This is a genomic window from Psychromonas sp. MME2, from assembly GCF_040566515.1.
Classification (GTDB): domain Bacteria; phylum Pseudomonadota; class Gammaproteobacteria; order Enterobacterales; family Psychromonadaceae; genus Psychromonas.
On sequence record NZ_JBEWXI010000003.1, the window covers coordinates 129,728 to 150,671 of the forward strand.

Sequence of the window (20,944 nt, forward strand, 5' to 3'; positions counted from 1 at the left end):
TTATACTTTATAAAAAAATATGGGGAAAATATACTTTATTAACCATTCATATCGATGATGACGTTTATTTAAACATCTCAAATGTTGCTCTTAACACTTAAAGAGGGGTAATTGGCAAAACCAACGCACAGAGCCCCCTTAACGAGACGCTAATCGTTAATAAAAAAACAAATGATTGGGAGTTAATGCAGCATACAACTTAGTTTGTTTTGCCCAGATACCCAACATCGGCCTGTGTGTTCGGCAAATAGTGCCAGTTCTTCGAGTGAGCCCACTGCACCATGGTAATCTTTACCAAAACTCACGGCTAAGGCTAACCATGTGTCACTCTCTAAGCCAAGGCTGCTTAATAAGCTTGGCAGTTCGCTCGAAATCACGCCGCGCTTATCCTCTCGAATCGCTCGTCCAGTCCAATCAACAAGCTCTAAATAATCGAGTAAGGCATAGGGAATACCTTCGTGGGGCGCATCACATTCTGCCGCTACAAAACCAAATAAGGGTTTACTGTTATCATGGCAATGCAACGCTTCATCGTGACTACATTTACTGTGGATACGCTCAAATATGGACGTAAACTCCGATGTTTCCACACTCTCTGACATTTTTGCTCGCACGGGGTTTAAATCAACATAAGCCATACAAGTTAATAGTGCTTTTTCATCAAGCAATGCTTGCGACTTAAAGCGCCCTTCCCAAAAACGCCCTTTACAGTTATCTTCGGCGTTCGCTTTGCGGGCAATAAATTCATTTAATGCCCGCATGAACCAAGAGATATCAAGCAAGCGATGACGCCATTTGCTGATTATCTCAAGCGCCACCTCTATTTGACCTGCGCAAGTTAGCTCCCCTTTACGCCATCGCGAAACTATTTCTGAGCCAGAATAAAGTTGATACCAACGTCGGCAAACTTCTTCATCGCTACAGGCGCTAATCTCGGCTTCATTAGCATGTAAAACAAGGTGATAGTGATTAGACATAATCGAATAAGCGCAAACATCAATGGCAAAGATGTCACTTAATTGCCGAATGCGATCGACCATCCATTGCCGGCGATGTGAATAGTTTTTACCGCTGTAATTATCTTCGCCACACAAAAATGCACGGCGAACACATCGAGAAATGCAATGATAATAAGGTGTGTCCACAAGAGAAATTAACGAAGCACGTGATTGTGTCATACCAAACCCCACAACTGTAAACAAAAACACTGTTTATATAGTAGGTGCGATATTCAATTTAGTCAAAAAGGTGTGGGTGTCCTGCACTAACGATATCAGGCAGCCTAAAGCAGGGTTAATGTTCCATAGCGATCGTGGCTCTCAATATACGAGCGCGCGATTTAACCGATTGTTAACTAAACATAAAATAACCGCCTCCATGAGCAGTGTTGGGGCTTGTTTAGATAATGCAGTTGTAGAGCGATTTTTTGGTAGCTTAAAGAATGAATGGTTATTAAATGTTGTTTACTTAACACGTGATGCAATGAAGATGGATGTTGAAGAATATATCCGTTATTATAACCATGAGCGATTGCATACAACACTCGGTGATTTAACGCCGATTAACTATGAAAATTTACAAAGACAGGTGTCCGGTTGGAGTTGACCAGAATAAATCGATTTACCATCAATTAATGTTTCAAGTGGTGTTCGTCCACAACACATTTTACCTTGATGGGTACGTTCATTGTTATAGTAATTGATCCATTCGTCTAGATCTTTTTGCAGCTCCTCCAAACTGCTATACAGTTTTTTCCTAAAAGTAATTTGATAAAACTCGTTCAATATCGTCTTATGGAAGCGCTCACAGATACCATTAGTCTGCGGAGACATCGCTTTCGTTTTAGTATGATCGATATCGTTAATAGCAAGATAGAGCTGATAATCATGCTGCTCAACTCTTCCACAGTATTCAGTACCTCTGTCAGTTAAAATCCGTAGCATAGGAAGCTCATACTGCTCAAAATACGGTAATACTTTGTCGTTAAGTATATCGGCAGCTGTAATTGGGGTTTTGGTGGTATAGAGCTTGGCGAAGGCTACTTTGCTATAGGTATCAACAAAAGTCTGCTGATAAATACGACCAACACCTTTCATATTGCCGACATAAAAGGTGTCTTGAGAGCCTAAATAACCTGGATGTACCGTTTCTATCTCACCACACGCCTCATCATCATGCTTTTTCTTTTCTAGTGCTGCGACCTGTGCTTCCGTTAGAATAATGCCGTCGTTAGCGACTTTTTCTTCAAGTGCTTTTAAGCGTTTTTTGAAATTTTCAAGGTTATTCCGCAACCAAATAGAGCGAACACCACTACCGGATACAAATACACCTTGTTTGCGTAATTCATTGCTTGTACGGTGTTGGCCGTGAGCTGGTTGTTCAATGGCATACTTAATAACAGCTTGTTCTGTTGCTTCATCAACACGATTTTTAAGATTGGGTGCTCGTCTGGTTTTGTTGATCAGAGCATCAACACCACCTTCCTCCACAAGCTCTTGATAACGATAAAATGTATCTCGTGATACACCCATGACTTTACAAGCTCTAGATACGTTGCCTAATTCTTCTGCTAAATTAAGTAAACCTGCTTTGTGTTTAATGATTGGATTGTTAGTATGAAACATGAGAGTTACCTTTTGTTGTTTTGAAATAAAGATTCGACACCTTTATCAAAACGGGTAACTCTCAACTTTTCAAGTCGAAATGTCAGATCTAGTCTGAACTAATACACTAAATGAAACACGCAGAAAGATAGTCTTCGTTTTCTTAAGAACGTCTTCGTTTTAATTCCACGAATACACTACACCTCTTGCCCCGCTGCCCAACCACTCGCCCATGCCCATTGAAAATTAAAGCCGCCAAGCCACCCGGTTACATCCAAGGCTTCACCAACAAAATATAACCCTTTGGTGGTTTTACATTCAAAGGTTTTCGATGAGACGAAATCGGTATCGACCCCACCGAGCGTCACTTCCGCCGTCCGGTAGCCTTCGGTACCACTGATCTGCGGTGACCATTGATGGAAAAGTTGGCTAATGGTGATTAACTGTTTTTCGTGATATTTCTTGAGCGGTAAATTTTCGATTGCTGCCATTTCTAATAAACACTCCACCACGCGTTTAGGGAGCTGTTTAGCGAGTAAGGTTTTTAAGGTTTGCTCTGGGTTAGTTTGTTGCTGAGTTTGCAAGATATGCAGAAGATTAGACTCGGTAAAAGATTTAAGCTCACCTTCTCTCCCGGCTGCCAGTAATTCGATATCTGCAAAATAACAGGGCCACTTAAACCGCGATGAGTAAATAACAAGGCTTCGCTAAAGCTAATTTGCTTCGATTTTTTACCCACTTTAACTTCACAACTTGCAGTGGCAGGTAAGCTAATGCCCGAAAGCGCAGCAAATTTATCCTTTTGTTGCAGGGTAAAGGGAACTAATCCTGCGCGGGTTGGCTTGACGGGTAATTGATACTGCTCAGCGACTTTATAGGCAAAGGGAGTTGCCCCCATTTTGGGCAGAGAAAGGCCACCAGTGGCAATAACAAGCGAATGACACTGCATGCTCCCCTGTTTGGTTTGTAGTGTAAAAAGATGATCCGCACTTTGACTATGGGCAATGATTTCCGTTTGCAATTGCAACTGCACACCCACTTGTTTAGCTCCATCTAAGAGCATTGTGACGATTTGTTTAGCACTATCATCACAAAATAGTTGCCCGTGTTCACGCTCATGCCAGTTGATTTTATGCTTATCCACCAGCGCAATAAAATCCCACTGGGTATAACGACTCAGTGCAGATTTGACAAAATGTGGATTATCACAGAGGTAATTATTAGGCTCTAGGTAAAGATTAGTAAAGTTACAGCGTCCACCACCGCTCATTAGGATTTTCTGTCCGGCACGTTTTGCATGGTCCAACAGCAATACCTTACGGCCACGTTTACCCGCTTCTATCGCGCACATTAGGCCAGAAGCACCCGCTCCGATAATAATCACATCCCACATACAACACCTCTTAAATTAATCCGCTAAGGATACACTATTTGCTCATCGCTAGCCCATTATGATTCTGAAAAAAAGGCAAAAAAAAAGACCGCTCAAAGCGGTCTTTATATAACTAAATTAGATTAGTATTTATTCTGTAGCAGCTTCTTCTGTTGCTTCATTATCTTCAATGGCTGCAGATTCAATGTCTAACAATTCAACATCAAAGATCAATGTTGAATTTGCTGGAATACTACCAGCACCTTGATCACCATATGCTAGGTCAGCAGGAATAACGAATTTAAATTTATCGCCCACACTCATTAACTGTAGACCTTCTGTCCAACCAGGAATAACACGGTTTAGTGGGAATGTTGCTGGCTGGCCACGTTTAATTGAGCTATCAAATTCAGTTCCATCAACAAGCGTACCAACGTAATGTACCGTTACAGTATCTTCAGCTTTTGGTTTTTGACCTTCACCTTCTGCTTTTGTAATGACAGAGTATTGTAGGCCTGAATCGGTAACCATAACACCTTCAACTTTAGCATTCGCTTCTAAGAACGCTTTTTCTTCTTCAGCGGCTTTCGCTGCGTCTTCTAGCATTTTCTTTTCTGCAACCGCTTTAACTTCTTCACCGTAAGCTTTCAGTGTCGTCATCATCTCTTCATCAGACAACTTTGCAGTGCCACGTAGCGTATCAGTAATACCTTTAAGAACCATCTCTTTATCTAATGGCATACCAATTTCTGTTTGTTTATCTAACATGGTGTTAAATTGCTCAGAGAATGATTGACCAACTGCGTAGGCTACTTTTTCTTGATTTGTGGCAAAAGTGGCGGCTGCAGTTTCAGTCGCAGCAGCTTCCGTAACAGCTTCAGCTTTTTCATTGCAACCAACAGTTAGTGCAACAGCTGCAGCTAATAAAGAAACTTTAAATACATTTTTCATTGTTACTCCAAAATTATTCATATTTATTAAGTAAAACATGTGCCAATACTATTTTCTCATTCGCCAAGAAAAAATAAAGTATCAAATTTAATTCGCTTATACTAACCTTAAAAACTCTATTTAACCAAAAGTTAATTCTGAAATGTCATTAAACATCTATTTAAAATCACTTTTTTTAATCTTGGTAATGATTTTTGTCACTGCCTGCAATCGTTCCGATACGCCATTACAGCAATATGAACATGCTGTCGAAGGCGCATTTGCCGCTGAAATATCTCAAAATGGTGACTTCTCTATTATCTCTTCGAAGCATCATGGCCTGAGCTTGTGGAATAATCGAGAAAATAAACTGTTATTTCAATGGCAGCACCATAATGCCAACGATAACGACATTTATATAGTACGACTCTCCGCTAACAATAGTCACGCACTTTCTGCAAGTCGCGATGAATTTGCAATTTGGGACATGCAAACCGGGAAGTCATTAGGTTTTTATAAGGTCAGTGATTCCGCAATTCGAGATATTCGCATATCCGCCAATGGACGTTACGTTCTATATGGCCAAGTAAATGGTAAAGTTGTCCATATAGACCTACAAACGGGACGTCGCTTAGAGATGCCGATACACACCGAAAAAGTAAATAGTGTCGACTTATCAGCCAATGGGCTTTATGCATTAACGGGCGGTAATGATAAACGCGCATTTTTGTGGAATACAAAAACAGCACAAATTATTAAAGAGTTTAACTTTTCACAACGTGTCTCGATGGTAAAACTGGAAGATGAAGGCCGTTATGCTTTTATAGCGGACACTCAAAAGGCTTCGCAAATATGGGACTTACAAACAGGTAAGCTACAAAGCAGCTTGCAATATACGGCAAGACAATCGATTTTTTCTTCGCTGCGTTTTATCAACGAGGGCAAGCAGCTACTCACCGGAAATGCCTCGCAACGATTACAAATATGGGATGTAAAAAGCGGGCAGAGTCAACAAAGTTGGCAAGTCAGTGTCGGTGAAGAGAGTCGCCCTAAAACTGCAGTAGTATTCTCCGCGACATTATGGAATGATCACCAAATAGCCAGTGAAAGCTCGGCTGGCAACTTAGAAATTTGGCCTTTACAAACGCTTAATAATTAAAAATAGAGAAACAGATGAATTTAGAGACGCGTATTGAACAACTGGAAATGAAAGTCGCATTCCAAGAAGATAATATTGAAACCTTGAACAGTGAAATTTTTGAACAACAACGTAAATTACAATTACTCAGTGAGCAGGTCGCGATACTGGCGACAAAATTAAAAGAACATACCCCTAATCAACTCGCATCTGAAAAGAAGAGATGCGCCCACCGCATTATTAATACACTAATCTGTTAGCGCGTCCATGTTGGCAAGGGCGGGATTGTTAATCAAACCATAACTCTGCCACCCCTCTGAAAGTTCATTGGCTTTATCAACAGGTCGAGGGGGGGTATCGGCAGCCTGCTCAGCTTCCGTTACGCTAAACAGCTCACTATTATAGATAACAAAATCGCCTACTTGATAATTGCGTTGTGGTTCGAAGTAACGTACATCTTTACTGATTATAAATGATTCGATGATGGCTGCTTCCAAATCAGCTAAACGGTTTTTTGTATTCAGTAGCGCGCCGCTATTAATCACTTGGCTATAGATAAAACGTTGTTCATTTCCCTGCGAATCAGCCCACTCAATCAGCAACTTGACGCAACGTAGATCCGCTTCGGCACTATAGATATTAGCAATCGGCTCAACTTCCCAGTTTAAATATAAATTAGTCAGCGCAGTTGAACGCGTTATTGTGCCTAAATTCACCAGCGAATCTAATTCACTCACGCTATCATATTGCAAAACCTCTTCCATTTTTTCTGTGGCTATCTGTACCACATAGCTATGTATCGCATTATCACGATTTTGCTCGCTGACCATTTTTTGTAAACTAATAATTTGAGCGGCCGTTAAACTGACAACAAACAGTGAAATGAGAATTTCAAGCAATGAAAAGCCCGGTGCAGATTCCTGATAGGTCATTTGAAATCTTTCCATGATCCAGCCACTACCCGATAGCCTGCACTAACCGCAAGACTACCTCTATTTTGATACAATTTATTAAGTACGGTTTTGTCATAACGGACGGAAAGAGGCGCTGCATTAAGGCTTGCTTCTGCATTATCGCTACCACTGTATGAACAGTTATACTCACTGAGCACCGCGCCATTCACGGACAGGTTGCCAAGGTCAACACTTTGCTCTCTCGCCTGCATTACTTGCTCTGTATCGGGATCAACTATGACGTTACCATTTTCATCAAAGAGTTCACCGCTACCAGGTAAAAAATAGACCATGCCAAAAATAACCACATCCGTTTTGGCCTCGCTAACAAAATGCCCCCCTTTAATTAGCAGTAATTTAGGGTTATCAACACTGCCGATGCTAACTCGTTGCGTTTTTTCCGCATCCAACGCATAGAGGTCATCACGCATTAGGTCGCAATCACCTTCAATATAAATCGTGCTGACTGCCTCATCCACCTCCGTTAGGCGCGTTAGACAGTTCGTGACATCACCATCATTCATATCGATCATGGCTACATCATTAGCACTTTGTAATGCAAACATCGCATCTGACTCCGACACACCAAAGGTACTCTCAAATAATGAACTCGGAGAGACATCTTCTGTCACCTCAAGACCATGAAATTGCATGGCTGCGGTTCGATTTTCAGGCCAATTTACGGTTTCTAACGTTGCAAAGCCATACTCATCGATAACGCTTTTTTGTTCACCAACAGTCAAAAAATTATCGCCATGCAAGAGGTTGCTAGCAAAAACATTTTGCGCCAATGAATGCCCAGTGCACTCTGCTGTTGCTTGCGTTTCATTGCTCGGATGAGTGACTAATTGATACTTGGCAATATTGCCAGGAGATTTACAAAGTGATGCATTTACACCTTCACAGCCATCATTAATCACCACATCATCATTTAAGTGCAATTTCCCATTCACAGAAAGCGCCGCTAATGGGATGTTATAGGTCAGTTCATGGTTAATTTGTAAATGGATCTCTCGTTGTGCAGTGCCATCCTGTGACATACCAACTGCACTAAGCGCAACACTATTTTTATTAATACGTTCAACGGAGACAGAATAAGAAGCTCCCGCTGGATGGTAGGAAATGGGCAGCGTGTTTAAGAGAGAAGCCGAGGCCGTAATTTTACTTAACATCAGGTTAATACCTGATTCTGCATTAAGAAACGCTTCTCTATTGCGATAATAATTACCTGCAATCTGATTATCAATCAATTGTGAAAATGCCATGTTGGTCGTAAAGGCAATCCCCGCAAGGCACAATAATAGCGCGGTAATTAAAACGGCAAATCCCCGCTGATGTTTAATGAACTTCATACTCCTCCCTAAAAGCGAATGCCACGACTTCTGTGAGAATTTATGTTCATTAATCTTAGAAAATAAAAGTCAAAAGTAAATAAATAAAAGCAAAATAATGTATTTAAACTTCTCTATTAGCTAACAATGCATCTCGGCGCTATATATCGACCGATTTTAAATAACCACTACTAGCCAGTTCACAGAAGAGCAGTTACACTGCATAATCTACTGTTTTAGGAGCTTATTTATGTCAAATAAGATAAAAGTATTAGTATTGAACGGTCCCAATCTAAATCTATTGGGACAACGTGAGCCAGAAGTCTATGGACGACAAACACTGGATGACATTGTTAATCATCTCGAGATACAAGCAAAACAAGCCAATGTTGAATTAACACACCTACAATCGAATCGTGAATATGAGCTCATTGAGAAAATTCATGCGTCGATTAACAGTATCGATTTTATTATTATTAACCCCGCAGCATTTACTCACACCAGCGTTGCACTACGCGATGCCTTATTAGGCGTGGCGATTCCATTTATTGAAGTACACCTTTCTAATGTGCATGCGCGTGAAAAATTCCGTCATCACTCCTACTTATCAGATGTCGCAAAAGGTGTTATTTGTGGTTTAGGGGCGAAGGGTTACAGCTATGCTCTAGAATCAGCAATTGAATACTGCCAAGCAAAAAAATAGCAGAGTAAAATCGTCATCCCCCGAACTCATGGCAAAGAGAAAAACCAATATTCAGTAAAATGGCCATTTTTCCTCCTTGCCAACTTTCTTTTTCTATATTATTCGACCTATCCCCTGTATTCTTGCGCAATTATTCTGAAAATGAGAGAAAACTATGCCTTGGATACAATTAAAACTTAATGCAACGTCCGAAAATGCAGAGATGATTGGTGAGTTGTTAATGGACAATGGTGCGCTATCCGCAACCTTTACCGACTCTCACGACACCCCGATTTTTGAACCCGCTCCCGGTGAAACTCGCCTTTGGGGGGATACAGATATCACAGGTCTTTACGAAGCTGATACCGATATGACCTTAGTCGTGGCAGCACTTAATAACAGCCCACTACTCAATGAAAATTTCGCCCTTAAAATCGAGCAACTTGAAGACAAAGATTGGGAACGCGAATGGATGGAAAACTTTCACCCAATGCAATTTGGTGAACGTCTATGGATATGCCCAAGCTGGAAACCCGTTCCCGATCCGAGTGCTGTGAATGTGATGTTAGATCCTGGCCTTGCCTTTGGCACGGGGACTCACCCCACCACGGCATTATGTTTAAAATGGCTCGACGCTCAAAATCTACAGGATAAAGTTGTCATTGATTTCGGTTGTGGCTCCGGAATTCTAGCCATTGCAGCGCTAAAATTGGGCGCGAAACGAGTCATCGGTATTGATATTGACCATCAGGCAATAACAGCAAGCCGTGATAATGCCGAACGTAATAACGTTTCAGACCAATTAGAACTTTACCTACCCGGCGATATGCCAGGGGCTGTTAGCAGATGTATTAGTCGCAAATATTCTTGCCGGACCACTACGTGAACTGTCAACGAACATCGAAGCATTGGTCAAAGATAATGGCCTATTAGCACTGTCAGGTATTTTACAACAGCAAGCTGATGAGTTAATCGATGTCTATGGAAAATGGTTTAGTATGGACAAAGCTGAGATTAAGGAAGATTGGGCTCGACTTTCAGGCATAAAATGCAAATAAAATAGCGACAAACTTAAAATTGCTTACTTTGCAAGCAAAATAATTATTAAATGGTTAATAATTAACCTTTATTCTATCGGCAAAAATGCGTACACTACGCCGCCTTAAGATAGATAGGTTGTTTACTTTATATGCGTATTGGTCAATATCAATTAGATAGCAATATTATTTTAGCGCCAATGGCTGGGGTGACTGATCGCCCTTTTCGTGAACTTTGCCGTTCACAGGGTGCCGGACTTGCTGTTTCGGAGATGCTGTCATCTAATCCACGCGTATGGAATAGCACAAAATCTAAATTAAGAATGGATTACCATGATGAATCTGGCATTCGCTCTGTACAAATAGCGGGCTCTGAGCCTGCTGCAATGGCTGCTACTGCACGCCTATGTGTACAACAAGGCGCCCAGATTGTTGATATTAATATGGGTTGCCCGGCGAAAAAAGTAAATAAGAAGATGGCAGGCTCGGCCTTGCTACCTCACCCTGAACTTGTGCAAGCAATTTTAGAGTGTGTCGTTGATGCCGTTGACGTGCCTGTTACTTTGAAAATTCGCACTGGCTGGGATCCTGAAAATAGAAACGGTCTGGAAATTGCGCAAATAGCACAACAATCAGGTATCCAAGCACTCGCGGTGCATGGTCGTACAAGACAATGTCTGTATAACGGATTTGCTGAGTACGACACCATAAAGAAAATTAAAGAAAATGTAACCATTCCTGTGATTGCCAATGGCGATATCACTTCAGTGGAAAAAGCCAAATTTGTGCTTGAATCAACTGGAGCGGATGCCATTATGATTGGACGAGGTGCACAAGGTGCTCCTTGGATATTCAATGAAATTGACCACTATTTAAAAACAGGGGAGCAAGCTGTTCCACTGAATAAAATAGAAATAAGCGCTATTTTACTGAACCATGTGCAGGCTCTGCATGCGTTTTATGGTGAAGTAATGGGGCCTCGCATTGCTAGGAAGCACGTAGGTTGGTATTTAAAAGAGCAAGATCAGTTAGGTTACTTTAAACGAAAATTTAATGCGATTGATTGCCCTAGCAAGCAGTTAAGCACATTAGAAAATTATCTAAACCATTAGTATTTAATCATTAAAGAGTTTATACCCATGTTTGAACAAAATATTTCTTCAGAAGCACTTACAACGACAACTAGCATTCCTGCAACAGGGCAAATAACTCAACGACCACTTCGCGACTCAGTACGTCAAGCTGTTTCAGGTTACATGGCGAAGCTGAATGGCCAAGATCCAACTGAATTATATGAGCTTGTTTTATCAGAAGTTGAAGCCCCATTTTTAGATATCGTCATGCAATACACTCGTGGAAACCAAACACGTGCAGCGACCATGCTAGGCATTAACCGTGGCACACTACGCAAAAAACTAAAAAAATATGGCATGGGCTGATTTTTCTAGCTACTCAATATACAAAAGCGACTATTATGTCGCTTTTTTTATGCCTGCAGATAAAAAAGTAATAGGAGTTTATTTTAGCTTATCGTAAGCTCTCACTATATCTAACAAGGTAACTAGGAAATGTATGCTTGATTTACCCATCAATAACCAATTAAATAAATTAGCGCCATGGCAACAAACTGTTTTTTGTATGGCGCTTGCAGAGCAAACTCGATTGCATTTCCAACTTTTTTGTGACGCGATTAATAGTGATAACCATCAAATCATCAACAACATTAATCAACTTTTTTGGGAAAAAATGACCGTCAAAGGGGCAAAGGTCAATTTTGCCATTCAGCAGGACCATTTTGAAGAGATCATTCCCAATGTCAGCGACTATGACTTTTATGGTGTCACACCAGCACTTGACCACTGTGTGATTGTCAGCTGCGTATTCAATAGCTTTTTAACTAAATCCACAGATGAAGCACTCAATGCCAGCCAAACAGCCTTCGCAACAATCGCTAGTTTCATCGAATTACAAAGCGGTGAGGAGATTCAACAGAGCGATCTTGAAGCAGAGCCGCTCTTTAAAAACCAACTAGCATTACAGCTAAATATCCTAAAAATGCTCGACGAACAGCGTTCACCTGAGCTAATTAAATCGATAAAAAAAATGGTTTTAGATATTGGAACAACGAGCCTAGGTATTGACTTAGAAGGCTAAAATAGAAAATATTTTGTGATTTTTAACACAGTAAAGACAATTAAAAGTAATATATCGCGTTTTTCCTGTGCTAACTCTTTACTTCGAACAATGAGTTGCAATACATTCATCCATTGTCAGGTAAAACCTACTCTAACTAACTATAAAAATGGAAACTCTAATATGAATAAAACTCAACTTATTGCTGCTGTAGCAGAAAAAGCAGATTTAACTAAAGTGCAAGCTAAAGCAGCACTAGAGCAAATTCTTGCTAGCGTAACTGATAGCCTTAAAGACGGTGAGCCAGTACAATTAATTGGTTTTGGTACATTCAAAGTAAGCCACCGTGCAGCACGTACTGGACGTAACCCACAAACGGGTGAAGATATCCAAATCAAAGCGGCAAACGTACCTGCATTCGTAGCGGGTAAAGCATTAAAAGAGTCTGTTAATAAATAATTTTATTAGCGCCAAAAATTTGATAGGTGAAGTCATTGCTTCACCTTTTTCATATCTATAGATACTCAAACCTTTAAAGCAGAACTACTTTCCCCCCTTAGCCTACCCAAGGGCGCATGAAATAATACCAACTCCGGTAAGTATGTGATTTAAATTTCGCGTAGGAAAATCTAAATCACATACTTACCGGAATTGGTATAAAAAACAAAAGGTGGTGAATTCAGCAATAAACTAACTAATAATTTATTAACATATCTCAATGAGCAAAATTCACCACCTAACGTAACCATTTATATTAATATTAACTATTGAGTGTAATAACTTTAATGCCTTCCATACGTATATTTGTTTCAATTGCTTCACTTAGCTCTTCTAATGGAAAGCTATGTGTCACTAATTTTTCGATGGGTAAACCGATACTTTTAATGCCTTTCATACACTCAATGGCGTTAGGATAATCTTCAGGGCTGTATGCCCATGATCCCACTAGTGTGATCTCTTTATTGCAAATATCAAGGTGCGGATTAATTGCAGCTTCGCCATTATCAACAAAGAAGCCCACTTCACATAACCCACCACCACGTGCGACTAGTTTCAGCGCAGTAGAAGCGGCGGCTGGCGCACCAGTACATTGGAAAGCAAAGGTCGCACCACGACCATTGGTTAACGCATGTACGGCAGCGACTAAATCAGCCCTTTCCGGATACTCGGTAAAATTAATAACCGCTTTTGCGCCAAGCTCTTTAGCGATAGCTAGCCGTTTTTCTTGGCCATCAATGGCAATAATATTTTGTACTCCAAGGGTTTTTAATACTGCGATTACAGATAAACCAATCGGGCCAGCCCCTTGAATGAGAACCGGTGCGGCAAAGTTAATCAACCCCGTTGTTTTGGCTCGCTCAACGGCGTGTACAGCAACTGCAACAGGCTCAATTAAAATACGTTCTTTAACATTAAATTCTGACACATTAAAAAATGTTGATCCTGCTTTTAGTACTAAATATTCACCAAACCAACCATTAAATTTATTGTCTTCCTGTTCACCCATTAACCCATAGCACCCCATGCTTTCACATAAGTTGGTACGTCCTGGTGTAGTTTTACAGGGTTCACACTCACCACAAGGAATAATACTGGTAATTATTTTTGACCCCAGTGAGACAGATTTTCCGACGCTGTCTTTGCTGATATTTTTACCTAATGCAATAATTTCCCCCGTTCCTTCGTGGCCTAATACAATAGGGATAATACCAAACGGGTCGTTACGGTATTCATGTACATCAGTACCGCACACACCACAACCTTCAATTTTAATTAAGATTTCATCATCACCAATTGCAGGCAGTTGATACTCGGCAAATTGAATTTTTTTTAAAGCAATTAATTCAGCCACTTTTGCTTTTTCTGGAATTACGATAGACATGCTTTCATTCTCCATATTCGGCACCTATTCTTGTTTGTTAGATGCCATAAGATTTATATTCATTAACGCCTATTTTACGAGGTGTTTATTCACCGCTTTAAGGCGATCGAGTACAACGGCTTGCACGCGTGGCAACACTTCTTGCATGATCAATGGTGGATAAGCATTGGCTATATCTTTACTGATCTCTTTGTGTGTTTCACGCATGTAAGTTGAGTGGACAATCGTGCCAATATTAATTTTCGCAATACCCATTTTGATCGCTTTTTGAATATCTTCATCGGCAATGCCTGTACCACCATGCAATACCAATGGACATGCAACGGCATTAGCAATCTCTTGTAGGCGTTTAAAGTGAATTTTAGGCGCACTGGTCGTGAAACCATGTGCAGTACCGATCCCCACAGCCATGATGTCAGGACCCGCTTCTTGGTAAAGAGAAACAACATCGGCAACAGAGGCAAGGTAGTCATCTTCTGATTTAACGACCACGTCACGCCCCATGATCTACCAATTTCAGCCTCAACGGTGACATTGGCGCTACGTGCATAGTCGACCACTGCACGAGTCATAGCGATATTCTCTTTGAGGCTCTGATGTGAGCCATCGATCATGACGGAATCGTAACCATCATCAATCGCTTGCTTACAGAGATCAACGCTCGTGCTGTGATCTAGATGTAGGTAAATTTTGTTGTTAGCGATATGCTCAAAACCATCCACCATCTTACGGCACAAGCGCGTAGTGTTTAATTGCGTGACCGGAGGATAAGTCATTGCCATAAAAGGTAAATCTAATTCATTCGCAGCCAGTGCAACAGCATGTAAATCATAGATATCATTAATATTAAAACCGGCAAGACAGCGTTGTTGCGCACGGTAGTTTTTGAGTAGAGCTGTAAGTGATTGTGACATAGTATATTAACCTTATCTTAGTAATTTAATTTTTTAGGGATGCTACGACCGTAAGTTTTTGCTTCTGTTGGCATTAACTCTTCTACCCCTACCCAGAAATTAAATTCGCGTAAGGTCTCAATGAGGTGACCACGAGCCATCGCCCAGTGATGATCCATGCCGTAATTCATAACTGAATTGGCAATCGATTTTGAACAAATATCTTGCGGTGTAATTTCGCCATAACAACCGCGATATCGCATTGGAGACTCAATAATTTCACCTTCAAAGGCAAACACGGTTGATGCGTGTGGATATTGGTATTTGGCAATAGTAATTGGCCCCGTTTCCTGTAGAAACTCTAACAACATTCCGTAGGATTGCTCAGGATCGTAGTTATCTAAAATACTGTGATTTTTCACATCAAAGGTCGTGCCTTCTCGCATCAACTTAGTTGAGGTACCACCACAGTGCCACATACCAATACTATTTTTATCGTGATCAACAAAAGAGAAGTCCATCAAGGTCGGTAAGCCTTTACTCATGGTTAGCTCATTAAAGACCACCATCGTCAATAGCGCGCCCATATCTGATTCATCGGCAACAGGAATACCGAGATCTTGTACCAAAGCACCCGCGCCATCACCTGCGATGCCATAGTTATCAAAAAGCTCTGGCCAATTTTTCAATGCTATACCAATGTAGTTACCCTGATTACTGTAATCTGCGATGGCCAAAGCTAAGCGAATTGAAAGAAATAGCTCTTTCTCTGACACATTATTTTCATTGAATTTATCTGACACAAGCAACTGCTTAATAAGAGGCTTAACTTGCTCCTCGCTAAAGTTTTTCTCACCATGTAACCAAATAGTTTGCATATCAATGCGATCGACAGCGATACCAAAGTGCTTAGCAATCGACATCTCATTTAATTCACAATCATAAAAACCGGGAACGCGCATACCGCCCACCATTAATATTTTGGCGTGCTTAAGGCGTGCTTTCGCAGAGACTGCATTGATAAATCTACCCAGCGATTCTTCAAGACTTGGCGCACCAGGCTCTTCAAAAATCCAGCTGTATTTGACTTCCATTGATGAAACAATGTTTAACAGGAAGTTTTGTCCGCACAAACGATTTGCCGTTAAGTTTCCACCAGTTACTTCGGTGTGTGACCAACTCAGTAAAGGAATGTCATGTTCAGCTAACCACGTTGCTAAGGCAAGCGCCATATCACCTTGAATATAAGAGGCTTGGTAGATGATTAATGCTTTCATCCCCTGCGCTCTATATGCATCTAATAGCGTGAGCATCTCTTCTTTAGTTTGAATCGGCTCCTCTTCTGCAAGCATTGAATTACTGCTCGAGAAGACATTTTTTACATCATTAATTGCCTGAGCATAAGACTCTTTGGCTTTTGCCCAATCAAAATGTAATTCAAAACCAATACCGATAAAACCGATAGGCACATCTTTACGAGGTACAGCGGGCGTTACTAAGGCTTTCATCGCCTCTTCAAGTACACCAACGCGTTGTGTGAAATCTACTGACATATTGGAATTCCTATTGTGCTTGTTGAATAAAATTGTGTACATCTTGTTCAGATGGGAAAGCGGTACGGCCGCCAAAGTGAGTTGCAACAATCGCAGCAAAGGCAGAAGCAAATTGCATGCGAGCCGAGAGTTCGTAATCTTTCATTAATGCATAAGCATAAGCTGCGTGATAGGCATCACCACACCCAGTGGTATCAACAACTTCGACTTTAAACGCGCTTTGACTGATAACCGAATCACCCTCTGTGGCCCAACTACCATTAGCACCATCGGTGATCACTAGCTGCGCATCTGTAGTGGCCCTGAGTGTATTAATACAATCTTGGATATCTGTTTTAGCGCTCATAAATTGCGCGCACTCAAGTGGCAAAATCACATGAGAACCTAATTTCAGCATGATATTAAGCTGTTCAATATCACCAGCTTCCATATCAACAACGGAGGGGATATTTTGTGCTTTTGCTTGTTTAAGCAACGCAATATTGCCTTCAATATCGTAACCATCCACAAATAACAATTTACTTTGCGCTAACCAAGTTGGATCAATATCTTGTTCAGATAATGCGCGGTACCCCGTGGTCGAGTAAAATACGGTTCGCTCCCCCTGCTTGTCGACTTCAACCAAAGCAGTAGCGGGGACGGCTCGGCTATCGTGAAGCATTAAGCTAGTATCAACATTGCAGCGTTTAAATTCACTTTTAGCAATATCGCTTTGTGCGTTATCACCTAAAAAACCTAAAAAGCCAGTTTTTAAACCTAGTGCAGCCATTCCACAGGCACCATTACCCGCTGGAGCACCACCTTGAATAACAATCTTGTCGACTTGTTGTTTTTTACCCGCTTCATATTGTGCGGGTAATGTGACTAATATATCGATAACATTTAAGCCTGAAACGAGGACATCGTAACTCATGCCTTTCTCCTAAATTGAACTTGGTATTCTCTTTAGTGCTTAAAATAACGATAAAAGTGCAACAAAGCTAAATAGCAAATTATCCGATTTGTGTGCTATTTTTGCATTGTTGTGCTAATTTACTTTGACACTTAATCGCCGTCACATTTTAGATAAAATAAAAATTTGATAGGCGCATCTTGTTAATGCGTATTATTAAATTATTCACATCAATAAAAATCACTCGCTGTGATGATGCTTTAGTTTACTTAAGGATAGGGAGAATGGGCTTATGGAGCCAGTTTTAGAGTATATACCGCTAAACAAAGCCCACTCATTTCATGTTGAAAAGTATCAACAAAAAAGCTTTGACGCGCCTTGGCATTATCATTCTCAGTGGGAGTTAACATACATTATTGAAGGGTCTGGCATGGCCTATGCTGGCAACGCAATTCGCCACTTTGTACCGGGTGAATTAGTATTGTTAAGCCCCAACCTCCCTCATTGCTGGAACAGCAATGTAAATTCAAATGCCAGCGCGACGTCACTCTTTGTGCAGTGGGATAATAACTTGCTCGGAGAGGGATGGTTAACACGTCAGGAGTTTAACGCAATTAAAAAGATGCTCGATAACAGCCATACTGGGATTATTTTTGATTCATCGAATATCGCTGAACTGACCAGTAAATTGATAGGTTTGCAGAAATTACCAGCCTTTGCTCGCCTGATTCAATTTTTAGATTTACTAAACTGTTTGGCGGAAAGCCATTATAAACCGCTGAGTGACAGTGTGGTCGAGTATAAAAATAAGGCTGTCCCTAAACGGATCGAAACCATTCTTGAATATATTGCAGAAAATTATCAACAGAGAATAACAGCCGAGGATATGTCTGTATTAACTAATTTAACCGCAGTTTCTTTCTCTAAATACTTTAAAAAAACCTTTAATAAACCCTTTACCCGTTTTTTAAATGAGTATCGAATTAGTCAGGCCTGTGTATTATTAATTGAAGATGATAATTGTATTGAAGAAATTGCACATCGCTGTGGTTATAACAATATGGCTTTTTTTCATCGCCAATTTAAAGAGGTCATGTTAAAAACACCATTAGGTTATCGGCATGAATTCAGAAAGGTACAATATTAGCCTTCCCTAATTAACAACCACTATCCGTTATTGCGTAGGTAGGTGGATTCGTTGCGGAACTTGCCTGTGTATATTCAAAGTAACATCCATCATCATTAACCTGCCCATTACCATTAGCATCGTAACCGATAAAAGTTGTTGTTATACCTTGGTACTGAATTTCAAAATCATCGGAGAGGTAGACTCGTTTTTCGATATCGGTATTGTCTAAGTAAAACCATTTTAAACGGGTATCAAAATTACCATCCCCCGTGGTATCAACATCGATAAGATCATCTCGATTCGGAACGGGTTGGCTAGCGTAGCTGGGCATTTGCGATTTTATAAGCATGAAATTATTGGCAGTTTTAACACTCTCTTTAATTTGCTTGAGCACTTGTATACGTGATTCAGAAGAGAGATTGACCATTTTAGGTAGCGCAACGGCAGCAAGAATACCAATGATAACGATCACGACAACCAATTCAACTAAGGTAAAACCATTTACTTTTGTTTTTAAACGCATTTTTATCACTAATTCCATTTGAGCTTGGCGACATGATAAATTAATAACTCAATTTTTGTCTATTATAAAAAGCAAAAAATGCGCTCTCTCGGCTATTTTTATATCAACAGTGAAAAAATGCGCAACATGGGCAATGGTGAATTTGAATAGAGATAAAAGTTTGGGATATACAAATATTAAAGTTGTTAATTGAGTGGAAATTATACCAATCGGATTAGTATGTGATCTAAATTTTGCGCAGGAAAATGGCTTAATTTGAGGCGTAAGTTGACGAAAATAGGTTGTTCCCTTTGCGAAACTTACAACATAAAAGTAAGTTATTTTAACCAGTAAAATAATCAGCTATTTATTCCGATTGGTATTAACAGTTCAACTTTCCCGGCCAACTAAATATGAATTAATATTTCAGACAAAAAAAATCCGATATAGTCAATGCCACATCGGATTATAAAAAAGCAACATTATTAAATAGAATATAACCTATTTATCTTGCTCGCGGGCAATAGCGCGGTAGGCAATATCATTACGATAGAACATGCCATCCCAACTAATTTGCTTAGCAAGCTGATAGGCTTTTTCCTGCGCTTCGGTCACAGTGTTACCTAAAGCTGTCGCACAAAGTACACGTCCACCATTAGTCACAACTTGCCCATCTTTTTCACTAGTGCCAGCATGGAAGACCTTCAGACCTTCGCTCTCTTGCGTTGGTAAACCAGAAATAACCTGACCTTTACTGTAATCACCAGGGTAACCACCTGCGGCTAATACCACGCCAATTGCAGCGCGCTCATCGAACTCTGCGACCATACCGTCTAATTCACCGTTAACACCCGCTAAACAGAGGGTCACGATATCTGACTTCATACGTAACATGATAGGTTGCGTTTCTGGATCACCAAAACGGCAGTTATACTCAATCACTTTAGGTGTGCCATCGGCCATGATCATAAGACCCGCATACAAGAACCCAGTATAAGTATTGCCTTCAGCAGCCATCCCTTTAACCGTTGGGTTAATGACCAAGTCCATCACACGCTTATGCATTTCAGGGGTTACAACGGGAGCTGGAGAATAAGCGCCCATTCCGCCCGTATTTGGCCCTGTGTCACCATCACCTACACGTTTGTGATCTTGACTCGTTGCCATCGGCACAACGTTCTCACCATCGACCATAACGATAAATGAAGCTTCTTCACCATCTAAAAATTCTTCGACAACAACACGATGTCCCGCTTCACCAAAGGCATTACCAGCAAGCATATCTTGAATGGCATCTTCAGCTTCTTGTAACGTCATTGCCACAATAACGCCTTTACCAGCGGCAAGGCCATCTGCTTTAATAACAATCGGCGCACCTTTTTCACGCACATAGGCAAGCGCTGGCTCTATTTCTGTGAAGTTTTGATACCAAGCCGTTGGGATATTATGACGCGCTAAAAAGTCTTTAGTGAAAGCTTTCGACCCTTCTAATTGCGCAGCCCCTTTAGTTGGACCAAAACAAGCAAGGTTAGCCGCACGAAATGCATCAACAACCCCAATCACTAATGGGGCTTCTGGGCCAACAATGGTTAATTCAACATGGTTTTCTTGAGCAAAGGCAACTAACGCATCAATATCTTCAACGCCGATATTAACATTCGTCACTTTATCTTCTAAAGCGCTGCCCGCATTACCCGGTGCAACAAAAATATGGTTAACTTGTTTATTTTGCGCCGCTTTCCACGCTAATGCATGCTCACGACCACCACTACCAATAATTAATACATTCATTCTTAACAAATCCTTCAATAAATAGATATTATACCAATAGGAATAAATATCTGATCTATTTTACTGGTTAAAATAACTTACTTTTATGTTGTAAGTTTCGCAAAGGGAACAACCATTTGCGTC

Annotated in this window: 19 protein-coding genes and 4 pseudogenes; 10 read left to right on the forward strand and 13 right to left on the reverse strand. The window is 40.6% G+C overall.

The genetic code is table 11. The features are described from left to right. Positions 1 to 182: 182 nt before the first annotated feature. A complete protein-coding gene (locus AB1A03_RS05605; RefSeq protein WP_354623618.1) occupies positions 183 to 1,178 on the reverse strand; it encodes a hypothetical protein in 996 nt (331 codons plus the stop codon). A gap of 91 nt (positions 1,179 to 1,269) precedes the next feature. Between AB1A03_RS05605 and AB1A03_RS05610 the strand changes: the two are divergent. Next, a pseudogene (locus AB1A03_RS05610) lies at positions 1,270 to 1,605 on the forward strand (transposase); the annotation flags it as partial. Here the strand turns inward: AB1A03_RS05610 and AB1A03_RS05615 are convergent. From AB1A03_RS05615 to fkpA, 3 genes and pseudogenes are all read right to left on the reverse strand, one after another. Beyond that, the gene (locus AB1A03_RS05615; protein ID WP_354623619.1) at positions 1,566 to 2,624 is read right to left on the reverse strand and encodes an IS481 family transposase; all 1,059 of its coding nucleotides are present in this window, start codon (positions 2,622 to 2,624) and stop codon (positions 1,566 to 1,568) included. The pseudogene AB1A03_RS05610 and the gene AB1A03_RS05615 sit on opposite strands and share 40 nt — an antisense overlap. A 176-nt stretch (positions 2,625 to 2,800) precedes the next feature. Continuing rightward, a pseudogene (locus AB1A03_RS05620) lies at positions 2,801 to 3,996 on the reverse strand (BaiN/RdsA family NAD(P)/FAD-dependent oxidoreductase). Between the two features lie 129 nt (positions 3,997 to 4,125). Next, positions 4,126 to 4,926, reverse strand: a complete 801-nt coding sequence (fkpA, locus tag AB1A03_RS05625; RefSeq protein ID WP_354623620.1) for an FKBP-type peptidyl-prolyl cis-trans isomerase — start codon at positions 4,924 to 4,926, stop codon at positions 4,126 to 4,128. Between the two features lie 142 nt (positions 4,927 to 5,068). On the opposite strand from fkpA, the gene AB1A03_RS05630 reads away from it, so the two are divergent. Next, positions 5,069 to 6,064 (forward strand): WD40 repeat domain-containing protein, encoded by a 996-nt coding sequence (locus AB1A03_RS05630; protein ID WP_354623621.1) that lies wholly within the window; start codon positions 5,069 to 5,071, stop codon positions 6,062 to 6,064. 14 nt (positions 6,065 to 6,078) lie between these two features. Next, on the forward strand, positions 6,079 to 6,303 hold the full coding sequence (locus tag AB1A03_RS05635) for a SlyX family protein (protein WP_354623623.1): 225 nt from the start codon (positions 6,079 to 6,081) through the stop codon (positions 6,301 to 6,303). Here the strand turns inward: AB1A03_RS05635 and AB1A03_RS05640 are convergent. Continuing rightward, entirely contained in the window at positions 6,292 to 6,990 is a 699-nt protein-coding gene (locus AB1A03_RS05640) for a type IV pilus modification PilV family protein (protein WP_354623625.1), read from the reverse strand. The genes AB1A03_RS05635 and AB1A03_RS05640 overlap by 12 nt on opposite strands. Beyond that, positions 6,972 to 8,348 (reverse strand): pilus assembly PilX N-terminal domain-containing protein, encoded by a 1,377-nt coding sequence (locus tag AB1A03_RS05645; RefSeq protein ID WP_354623626.1) that lies wholly within the window; start codon positions 8,346 to 8,348, stop codon positions 6,972 to 6,974. Before AB1A03_RS05645 ends, AB1A03_RS05640 begins: the two co-directional genes overlap by 19 nt. 229 nt (positions 8,349 to 8,577) lie before the next feature. On the opposite strand from AB1A03_RS05645, the gene aroQ reads away from it, so the two are divergent. From aroQ to AB1A03_RS05675, 6 genes and pseudogenes are all read left to right on the forward strand, one after another. Continuing rightward, positions 8,578 to 9,030: a type II 3-dehydroquinate dehydratase gene (aroQ, locus tag AB1A03_RS05650; protein WP_354623627.1), complete on the forward strand. Its 453-nt coding sequence runs from the start codon at positions 8,578 to 8,580 to the stop codon at positions 9,028 to 9,030. A gap of 154 nt (positions 9,031 to 9,184) precedes the next feature. Next, positions 9,185 to 10,067 (forward strand): annotated as a pseudogene (gene prmA / locus AB1A03_RS05655) (50S ribosomal protein L11 methyltransferase). 131 nt (positions 10,068 to 10,198) lie between these two features. Next, positions 10,199 to 11,158 carry a tRNA dihydrouridine synthase DusB gene (dusB, locus tag AB1A03_RS05660; RefSeq protein ID WP_354623628.1) on the forward strand — a complete coding sequence of 320 codons (960 nt, stop codon included), beginning with the start codon at positions 10,199 to 10,201 and terminating at the stop codon, positions 11,156 to 11,158. 27 nt (positions 11,159 to 11,185) lie between these two features. After that, complete coding sequence (gene fis / locus AB1A03_RS05665; RefSeq protein WP_354623629.1) at positions 11,186 to 11,485, forward strand: DNA-binding transcriptional regulator Fis; 300 nt, start codon at positions 11,186 to 11,188, stop codon at positions 11,483 to 11,485. Positions 11,486 to 11,618: 133 nt separating this feature from the next. Then, the gene (locus AB1A03_RS05670) at positions 11,619 to 12,200 is read left to right on the forward strand and encodes a YjaG family protein (protein WP_354623630.1); all 582 of its coding nucleotides are present in this window, start codon (positions 11,619 to 11,621) and stop codon (positions 12,198 to 12,200) included. A gap of 162 nt (positions 12,201 to 12,362) precedes the next feature. Continuing rightward, entirely contained in the window at positions 12,363 to 12,638 is a 276-nt protein-coding gene (locus AB1A03_RS05675; RefSeq protein ID WP_354623631.1) for an HU family DNA-binding protein, read from the forward strand. Between the two features lie 301 nt (positions 12,639 to 12,939). Here AB1A03_RS05675 and AB1A03_RS05680 read toward each other — a convergent pair whose 3' ends face one another. The 5 genes and pseudogenes from AB1A03_RS05680 to AB1A03_RS05700 form a co-directional block, all read right to left on the reverse strand. Further along, entirely contained in the window at positions 12,940 to 14,061 is a 1,122-nt protein-coding gene (locus tag AB1A03_RS05680; RefSeq protein WP_354623632.1) for a zinc-dependent alcohol dehydrogenase, read from the reverse strand. Between the two features lie 69 nt (positions 14,062 to 14,130). After that, the gene (locus tag AB1A03_RS05685; protein WP_354623633.1) at positions 14,131 to 14,553 is read right to left on the reverse strand and encodes a class II fructose-bisphosphate aldolase; all 423 of its coding nucleotides are present in this window, start codon (positions 14,551 to 14,553) and stop codon (positions 14,131 to 14,133) included. A gap of 56 nt (positions 14,554 to 14,609) precedes the next feature. Continuing rightward, positions 14,610 to 14,975, reverse strand: a pseudogene (locus AB1A03_RS05690) (class II fructose-bisphosphate aldolase); the annotation flags it as partial. 17 nt (positions 14,976 to 14,992) lie between these two features. Then, complete coding sequence (locus AB1A03_RS05695) at positions 14,993 to 16,507, reverse strand: L-fucose/L-arabinose isomerase family protein (protein ID WP_354623635.1); 1,515 nt, start codon at positions 16,505 to 16,507, stop codon at positions 14,993 to 14,995. Positions 16,508 to 16,517: 10 nt separating this feature from the next. Continuing rightward, a complete protein-coding gene (locus AB1A03_RS05700; RefSeq protein ID WP_354623636.1) occupies positions 16,518 to 17,420 on the reverse strand; it encodes a carbohydrate kinase family protein in 903 nt (300 codons plus the stop codon). Positions 17,421 to 17,691: 271 nt separating this feature from the next. Between AB1A03_RS05700 and AB1A03_RS05705 the strand changes: the two genes are divergently transcribed. After that, entirely contained in the window at positions 17,692 to 18,546 is an 855-nt protein-coding gene (locus AB1A03_RS05705) for an AraC family transcriptional regulator (protein ID WP_354623637.1), read from the forward strand. Between the two features lie 10 nt (positions 18,547 to 18,556). Here the strand turns inward: AB1A03_RS05705 and AB1A03_RS05710 are convergent, their stop codons facing one another. Both AB1A03_RS05710 and purD read right to left on the reverse strand, forming a co-directional pair. Then, a complete protein-coding gene (locus tag AB1A03_RS05710; RefSeq protein ID WP_354623638.1) occupies positions 18,557 to 19,051 on the reverse strand; it encodes a prepilin-type N-terminal cleavage/methylation domain-containing protein in 495 nt (164 codons plus the stop codon). A gap of 480 nt (positions 19,052 to 19,531) precedes the next feature. Beyond that, on the reverse strand, positions 19,532 to 20,821 hold the full coding sequence (gene purD / locus AB1A03_RS05715) for a phosphoribosylamine--glycine ligase (RefSeq protein ID WP_354623639.1): 1,290 nt from the start codon (positions 20,819 to 20,821) through the stop codon (positions 19,532 to 19,534). Positions 20,822 to 20,944: the final 123 nt, after the last annotated feature.

Coding starts and splice junctions, on each gene's coding strand:
- AB1A03_RS05605 (WP_354623618.1), bottom strand. CDS start 1,178: ATGACACAATCACGTGCTTCGTTAATTTCTCTTGTGGACACACCTTAT.
- AB1A03_RS05615 (WP_354623619.1), bottom strand. CDS start 2,624: ATGTTTCATACTAACAATCCAATCATTAAACACAAAGCAGGTTTACTT.
- fkpA (WP_354623620.1), bottom strand. CDS start 4,926: ATGAAAAATGTATTTAAAGTTTCTTTATTAGCTGCAGCTGTTGCACTA.
- AB1A03_RS05630 (WP_354623621.1), top strand. CDS start 5,069: ATGTCATTAAACATCTATTTAAAATCACTTTTTTTAATCTTGGTAATG.
- AB1A03_RS05635 (WP_354623623.1), top strand. CDS start 6,079: ATGAATTTAGAGACGCGTATTGAACAACTGGAAATGAAAGTCGCATTC.
- AB1A03_RS05640 (WP_354623625.1), bottom strand. CDS start 6,990: ATGGAAAGATTTCAAATGACCTATCAGGAATCTGCACCGGGCTTTTCA.
- AB1A03_RS05645 (WP_354623626.1), bottom strand. CDS start 8,348: ATGAAGTTCATTAAACATCAGCGGGGATTTGCCGTTTTAATTACCGCG.
- aroQ (WP_354623627.1), top strand. CDS start 8,578: ATGTCAAATAAGATAAAAGTATTAGTATTGAACGGTCCCAATCTAAAT.
- dusB (WP_354623628.1), top strand. CDS start 10,199: ATGCGTATTGGTCAATATCAATTAGATAGCAATATTATTTTAGCGCCA.
- fis (WP_354623629.1), top strand. CDS start 11,186: ATGTTTGAACAAAATATTTCTTCAGAAGCACTTACAACGACAACTAGC.
- AB1A03_RS05670 (WP_354623630.1), top strand. CDS start 11,619: ATGCTTGATTTACCCATCAATAACCAATTAAATAAATTAGCGCCATGG.
- AB1A03_RS05675 (WP_354623631.1), top strand. CDS start 12,363: ATGAATAAAACTCAACTTATTGCTGCTGTAGCAGAAAAAGCAGATTTA.
- AB1A03_RS05680 (WP_354623632.1), bottom strand. CDS start 14,061: ATGTCTATCGTAATTCCAGAAAAAGCAAAAGTGGCTGAATTAATTGCT.
- AB1A03_RS05695 (WP_354623635.1), bottom strand. CDS start 16,507: ATGTCAGTAGATTTCACACAACGCGTTGGTGTACTTGAAGAGGCGATG.
- AB1A03_RS05700 (WP_354623636.1), bottom strand. CDS start 17,420: ATGAGTTACGATGTCCTCGTTTCAGGCTTAAATGTTATCGATATATTA.
- AB1A03_RS05705 (WP_354623637.1), top strand. CDS start 17,692: ATGGAGCCAGTTTTAGAGTATATACCGCTAAACAAAGCCCACTCATTT.
- AB1A03_RS05710 (WP_354623638.1), bottom strand. CDS start 19,051: ATGCGTTTAAAAACAAAAGTAAATGGTTTTACCTTAGTTGAATTGGTT.
- purD (WP_354623639.1), bottom strand. CDS start 20,821: ATGAATGTATTAATTATTGGTAGTGGTGGTCGTGAGCATGCATTAGCG.